Genomic DNA, 6,657 nt, shown 5'->3' on the forward strand with positions numbered 1-6,657 from the left:
TCTTTGGCGATGTGTCGCTGATTAACCAAATGGTTGAATTGGAAATCACGGAAGCACGGACGTTTTCATTAACAGGCGAATTGCTTGCGTAATCATTTATGCAATTAATAATGATGTTACCTGCACACAAAGAAGGCTGCCTGAAAATCCAATTTTCAGGCAGCCTAAAAGTTTTTTGTCATGTACTGAAAAATAGCCTGAAATGTTTCTGCCGTGTACCGTCTGCGTATCGGAAAACAGATAAGGCTGCATGCTGTACAATTTCAAACGACCATAAGAATGCCTAGAGGTAGGTTATTGGCAATTCGGGTTCGCAGTTATTTTTGTGCTAAATTTGCCCAATTCCACGTTAAAATATACACCAATGGAACACATTGACTTGTATTTTCGCCTTGAATTGAACCAATTTATCTGCAAAACCAACTCGAGACCGAATTGTCAATAGCCCCTACTGTGAAATGGTAAATGCAAGTACTTGCCCTATGGAAAAATTTTCATTAAAACAAATTGTTGATTTTTAACAAGTTCACCTTATGCATAATCACGCACCCAAAATGCCATCTTATCCGCTTGCTGCCTGAAAAATGCTGCCAACAAACGATATTGTTCCGCCGTATTGGTACAGGCATTGGCAGCTTGACGCACATTTTCACTTTCAGGCAGCCTTTGTAAATACCAACCTATGTGTTTGCGTGCAATTTTTACACCATGTTCACCATAAAAGGCATAAATGGCAGTCAAATGACTTAAAACCGTTTCCGATGCTGCCTGAAAATTCATTGGCTCGGGCAAATAACCCAATTGTAAATAATGACCAATGTCGGTAAACAACCATGGCTGCCCCTGTGCGCCACGCCCTATCATCACACCATCTGCACCTGTTTGTGCCAACACCGCTGCCGCTTTTTGCGGCGAAGTGATGTCGCCATTGACCCAAATGGGCAAATTGACCTCTTGCTTCACTTGTGCAATCAAATCATAACTTGCCTCGCCCCTGTACATTTGCTCACGCGTACGCCCATGTATCGCCAAAGCCGCAATGCCAGCTTGCTCTGCCATGTGTGCAATCGTCAAAATGTTTTTGTTTTCATTGCACCAACCCAAACGGGTTTTCAATGTGACAGGCACATCTACAGCACTCACCACCGCATTTAAGATTTTTTCCACCAAAATCTCGTTTTGTAACAATGCGCTGCCTGCTGCCACATTACACACTTTTTTGGCAGGACACCCCATATTGATGTCAATAACCTGTGCGCCATTGTCCACATTCAAACGTGCAGCCTGTGCCAATTGTTCTGGGTCACTGCCTGCAATCTGCATCACACTGATGCCTGTTTCGCCACTGTGGTCGCGCCGTTGTAAACTTTTTCGTGTTTGCTGCAAAGACGGGTCGCTGGTCAGCATTTCACCTACTGTCCAAGTCGCACCAAACTGTTTTACCAACTGGCGCATGGGTTTATCAGTAATTCCAGCCATAGGTGCGAGTGCCAACGCAGGTTGTCCCATTAAAGGACGCAAATCATGTGAAATCATGGTATTCAAGCTGCCTGAAAATACCACATCTTAACAGAGAGACACAGTATGAGCTAGAATATCAAGATTTCAGGCAATCTCCGTCTCTTCTCTAATACCCACATTCTTCCATTACGGACAACATCATGAACGACCGCCAATTATTGCATTACAGCCGCCATATTTTGTTGGACGAAATCGGCATTGAAAATCAAAGCAAATTATTGTCTTCTTGTATTTTGGTGGTAGGTTGTGGTGGTTTAGGTGTCGCCGCTCTACCCTATTTAGCCAGCGCAGGCGTAGGCAAATTGCTGATTGCCGATGCCGACTGTGTTGATGAAACCAATTTACAACGCCAAACCATTTACACCCCAAATGACATAGGCTGCCTGAAAGCCGATTGCACCGCTCATTACTTACGCACACGCTATCCCGATTGTCAAATTACTGCCTTAAACCAATATTTAGATGCCACACAACTGGCAAAATGGGTGGCACAAGCCGATGTTATTTTGGATTGCAGCGACAATTTTGCCACTCGTCAAGCCATCAATGCAGCCTGTGTTGCTGCAAAAAAACCTTTGGTTTTGGGTGCTGCTGTGCGTTTTGAAGGACAAGTTGCAGTATTTCGTGCCGACTTGGGACAAAATCAAGCCTGTTATCGCTGTCTGTTTGATACCGATAATGCCACCGAACAAGCCTGTGCCACATTTGGTGTATTCGCCCCTTTGGTCGGTACGATTGGCACATTTCAGGCAGCCGAAGCCCTGAAAATCATCATGGGCTTGCCTGTTTCAATTAGTGTTTTACGCTGTTATTCGGCTTTAACGGGAAATTGGCAAACATTTCATTTCCACAACAATCCACAATGTCATGTATGTGGTACAGAGACAACAAATTAAAGGTATCACACAGAAAACAAGCTGCCTGAATGTTTCAGGCAGCTTGTTTTCAATAACATCATTATTAACGGTTTTCAGGCAGCCAATGGCACAACTTTATCAAACAAACGGTAAAAATTTGCCGTAGTCGCCTGCATGATGGTTTCCAAACTTTCGCCACGCAGTTGTGCCAAAAATTCAGCAGTATGGCGCACATAAGCAGGCTCATTGGGTTTGCCGCGATGCGGTACAGGTGCAAGAAATGGTGCATCGGTTTCCACCAAAATGCGGTCAAGTGGACAATATTGCGCGGCAGCCTGAATGTCTTTGGCATTTTTAAACGTAACAATGCCCGAAAACGAAATGTAATAGCCCAAATCCAAAGCCATTTTAGCAACGCGTGTGTCTTCCGCAAAACAATGCATCACAGCTTTTGGGGCTGCGTGTTCTGTCAAAACACGCATGGTATCATCAGCAGCTTTGCGCGTGTGAATAATCAAGGGCAAATCAGCCTGCTTAGCAGCTTCAATATGCATGATAAAACGATTGTGCTGCCAAGTTAAATCACCTTGACACCAATGATAATCCAGACCTGTTTCACCAATACCGACAACTTTCGGATGCTGAGCGTACTCCACCAATTCTGCCAAACTAAATTCAACAGCGGTTTCGCTATCAGGATGTATGCCTACTGTGGCATAAATGTGTGAATGTGCTTGGGCAATCGCCAAAATTTGGGCAAAACTGTCGCGGCTCACGCTAATTGCCAATGCCTGCCCCACACCATTGTGTTGCATATTGGCAAACACTTCAGGCAAACGTTCTGCCAGTCCTTCAAAATTAAGGTGGCAATGTGAATCAATTAAATACATGATGTTTCAAAACCATTTATCAGAAAAACGGTTTCAGGCTGCCTGAAACCGTTTATTTGCATTAAAACTATTTGGATTACAAGGTGTAAGTCGCACGTTCACTGGCAAGCAAGCCTGTTAAAATGGCTTCAATAATTGCTTTGGCCTTCAAGCCACTTTCATCATCACTGAATGCCAATCCAATGCCTTTGGGACGACCACTCGCGCTGGGGTTAGCATTAATCCAACACACATTGGTTTTAATGAACAATTTTTCTGTTTTACCAGGTCCCACCAATTCCAATACCAATAAAATTTCTTCACCCATTTGGAACTTATCGTCTGTGGGCAAAAATACGCCACCGTATTCCACAAAAGACATATAACTGGAATAAATAATCGGTTTACTTTCCAAACGCAAACTCATCATTCGACCAGGAACTTTATTTTCATTTTGCGGCGCAACTTGTGGTGCTGAACTCATTTTCTTTCCTTATTGCTAAACAGGTTTTCAGGCAGCCTGTTTATTTTGTGATGCTGCCTGAAAAATTCAACGCGATTTCTTGCCTACAACAGACAAATATTCGCTCAACAAATATTCAATTTGCATTTTAACATTCAAACTGTGGTGTCCGTAAGGTTTCAGGCGATTTAGGCTGCCTGAAAGTGAAAAAAGTGTAGCAGGATTGGTTTTTTCCGCCATTTTTTTTGCTGCGCCTGCATGATGAGGGTAATACAAAGGTGACATATTTTGTGCCACAAGTGAAACATCAATCAACCATTTGTCCAGCCAATCTAAAAAAACCGCCAACGCCCATTTTTGTTTGTCAAATTCCGCCGCATAATCCAAAATTGCCAACAAACGCGGCTCTGCCAATAAAGCCAATAATTTATCACGCAACACATCGTGTTCAGGTTGCCCTTCAAATAAAGGTGCACCGCTGTGAAACGCCAAAAGTGCTGCCGCATTTTCTGTCCCCTGCTCAGTCAAATAGGACAAAGACTGTGCCTGTGTCGGCGCAGGCAAAGCAAATTGACGACAACGGCTTTTAATGGTAGACAATACACGGTCTTTATGGTGCGTTACCAATAAAAAAACAACGGCTTGTGGCGGCTCTTCCAAAATTTTCAACAAAGCATTGGCTGCCTGAATATTCATGCTTTCAGCAGGCTGCACCAACACCACGCGCCGCCCACCTCGTACAGAAGTTTGCCATAAAGGTGCCAACACCGCACGCACTGCATCAATTTTAATTTGCAATAATTTGCGTGCAGACACATCGGTTTCAGGTTCTTCAGGCGTGAGTGCATAAAAATCGGGGTGTGTTCCCTGTTCAAACAAATGGCAAGATGGACATACACCACAAGCATCATGATTGTCGCGTGGATTTTCACACAATAATGCTTGGGCAAAATGACAAGCAAACGCAGTTTTACCTGTGTTTTCACGCCCCGTAAACAACCAAGCATGAGGCATTTGCGCCCAATGGTTGCCAATTTGTTGCCAAGCCTTTTCTTGCCAAATGTAAATCATTTAATTGCCCGTTAGACCAACCTAAATATATAGTCGTAGAATTAAAAAAGCACTACGGTGTTGCCAACACCTTTATGTATGACTGGTACACGGCGAGTGTTATCGCCTTGTATTACTTTTTCACTTCTACAACTAAAATTTAAAAGATAGCATTTTAACGTTTTTTCAGGCAACCTAATAGTAGGCTGCCTGAAAAACCACCATACCGCATTATCAACTGTGTGCTTATGTTAAAATCTCCGTTTGTTTTCCCACACGCCACCACCATGTCAAAAAAAATTTTAATTATTTCACCTTCTTGGGTTGGCGACTGCGTAATGTCGCAACCTTTATCCCGCCGTTTACACGAATTACACCCCAACTGCGAAATTGATGTTTTTGCCCCCAAATCCACAATGGCGGTATTTGAACGCATGAGCGAAGTACGCCGCATTATTGAAAATCCTTTTGGACACGGTGCTTTGCAACTGAAAAAACGCTGGCAAATTGGACGTGAATTAGGCAAACACGATTATGACCAAGTCATCGTTTTACCCAATTCACTCAAATCCGCCATTGTGCCAGCCGCCACAGGTATCAAACAACGAACAGGCTATGTAGGCGAAATGCGACATTTTTTGCTCAATGATTGTCGCCGTTTGGATAAACAAAAACATCATTTAATGGTGGACAGATACACCGCTTTGGCACACGATAACGATGCCGATTTCACAAGTTCATCGTACCCACATTTACAAGCCCACCCCGAACAACAAAACGCAGCCCTAAACAAATACGGTCTCAATCGCCAACACAAAATCATGGCATTGTCCGCAGGTGCAGAATTTGGTACCTCAAAACGCTGGCTGCCTGAACATTATGCCGCAGTCGCACAACATTACTTGGCACAAAATTGGCAAATTTGGCTTTTTGGCTCACCCAAAGATACCAAAATATCAGAGTATATCAACAACTTAACCCAAAACCGCTGCATCAATTTGGCTGGCAAAACCAGCTTGGGCGAAGCGATTGACCTACTTGCGTGCGCCGATGGTATGGTGTGCAATGACAGTGGCTTAATGCACATTGCGGCCGCTTTCGGCATCAAAACCGTAGCCGTGTACGGTTCAACCGACCCCACACACACACCCCCTTTACATGAAAATGCCCGTTTTACTTCACTCAACTTACCATGCAGCCCTTGCTTCAAACGCGAATGCCCTTTGACACACCACAATTGCATGACCCAACTGCTGCCTGAACGTGTCATTGAACTGCATCATCAACTGGGCAATTAAATTTTTCAGGCAACCTTTCACTACCCTACAAAACGTAAAAAAGCAGCCTGAAAAAACATTTAAAGTACCGTCATTCTTACACAGGTGGGAATGACGATGTATTTTATTTGTAAAGTAATGAAAGGCTGCCTGAAAACCCATTTTTCATTTAAAATTTGTGTTTTATTTTTATTCCAAGAAGGAAAAAACCAAAATGTTGGACATTCAATTACTCCGCAACAATATTGAAGTGGTCGCCACGAAATTGACAAGCCGCAAATTCGCGTTAAATACCCAACAATTCAATGATTTAGAAACACAACGCAAACAACTTCAAGTGCAAAGCGAAAACTTGCAAGCCCAAATCAACAGCCTATCCAAACAAATCGGCGAACTCATGAAACAAGGCAAAAAAGAAGAAGCCGATGCCGTTAAAGTCCAAGTTGCCCAAGTCAAATCTGAACAAGAACGCATCAATCAAACTTTACCCAATATCCTGAATGAATTGGATAATCTGCTGTTGAGCGTACCCAATTTGCCCCACGACAGCGTGCCTGTGGGCGCGGACGAAACCGAAAATGTGGAAATCCGCAAAATCGGCACACCCAAAACCTTTGATT

General features: G+C 43.5%; 6 protein-coding genes and 1 pseudogene. 3 read left to right on the forward strand and 4 right to left on the reverse strand.

Features of this window, described 5'->3' with window-relative positions:
- Positions 1–531: 531 nt before the first annotated feature.
- Entirely contained in the window at positions 532–1,536 is a 1,005-nt protein-coding gene (gene dusB / locus Q4B82_RS08995; RefSeq protein WP_303066123.1) for a tRNA dihydrouridine synthase DusB, read from the reverse strand.
- Between the two features lie 125 nt (positions 1,537–1,661).
- On the opposite strand from dusB, the gene Q4B82_RS09000 reads away from it, so the two are divergent.
- Positions 1,662–2,417 carry a HesA/MoeB/ThiF family protein gene (locus Q4B82_RS09000; protein WP_303066124.1) on the forward strand — a complete coding sequence of 252 codons (756 nt, stop codon included), beginning with the start codon at positions 1,662–1,664 and terminating at the stop codon, positions 2,415–2,417.
- Positions 2,418–2,491: 74 nt separating this feature from the next.
- Here Q4B82_RS09000 and Q4B82_RS09005 read toward each other — a convergent pair whose 3' ends face one another.
- From Q4B82_RS09005 to holB, 3 genes are all read right to left on the reverse strand, one after another.
- Positions 2,492–3,268 carry a TatD family hydrolase gene (locus Q4B82_RS09005; RefSeq protein ID WP_303066125.1) on the reverse strand — a complete coding sequence of 259 codons (777 nt, stop codon included), beginning with the start codon at positions 3,266–3,268 and terminating at the stop codon, positions 2,492–2,494.
- 76 nt (positions 3,269–3,344) lie between these two features.
- Entirely contained in the window at positions 3,345–3,731 is a 387-nt protein-coding gene (locus Q4B82_RS09010; RefSeq protein WP_303066126.1) for a pilus assembly protein, read from the reverse strand.
- Between the two features lie 66 nt (positions 3,732–3,797).
- A complete protein-coding gene (gene holB, locus Q4B82_RS09015) occupies positions 3,798–4,781 on the reverse strand; it encodes a DNA polymerase III subunit delta' (RefSeq protein ID WP_303066127.1) in 984 nt (327 codons plus the stop codon).
- Positions 4,782–5,047: 266 nt separating this feature from the next.
- Between holB and waaF the strand changes: the two genes are divergently transcribed.
- Positions 5,048–6,058, forward strand: coding sequence for a lipopolysaccharide heptosyltransferase II (gene waaF, locus Q4B82_RS09020; protein ID WP_303066128.1), 1,011 nt, complete (start codon positions 5,048–5,050; stop codon positions 6,056–6,058).
- A 193-nt stretch (positions 6,059–6,251) separates the two neighbouring features.
- A pseudogene (locus Q4B82_RS09025) lies at positions 6,252–6,657 on the forward strand (serine--tRNA ligase); the annotation flags it as partial.

Origin of the sequence: Alysiella sp. (assembly GCF_030525755.1) — a bacterium.
Taxonomy (GTDB): domain Bacteria; phylum Pseudomonadota; class Gammaproteobacteria; order Burkholderiales; family Neisseriaceae; genus Simonsiella.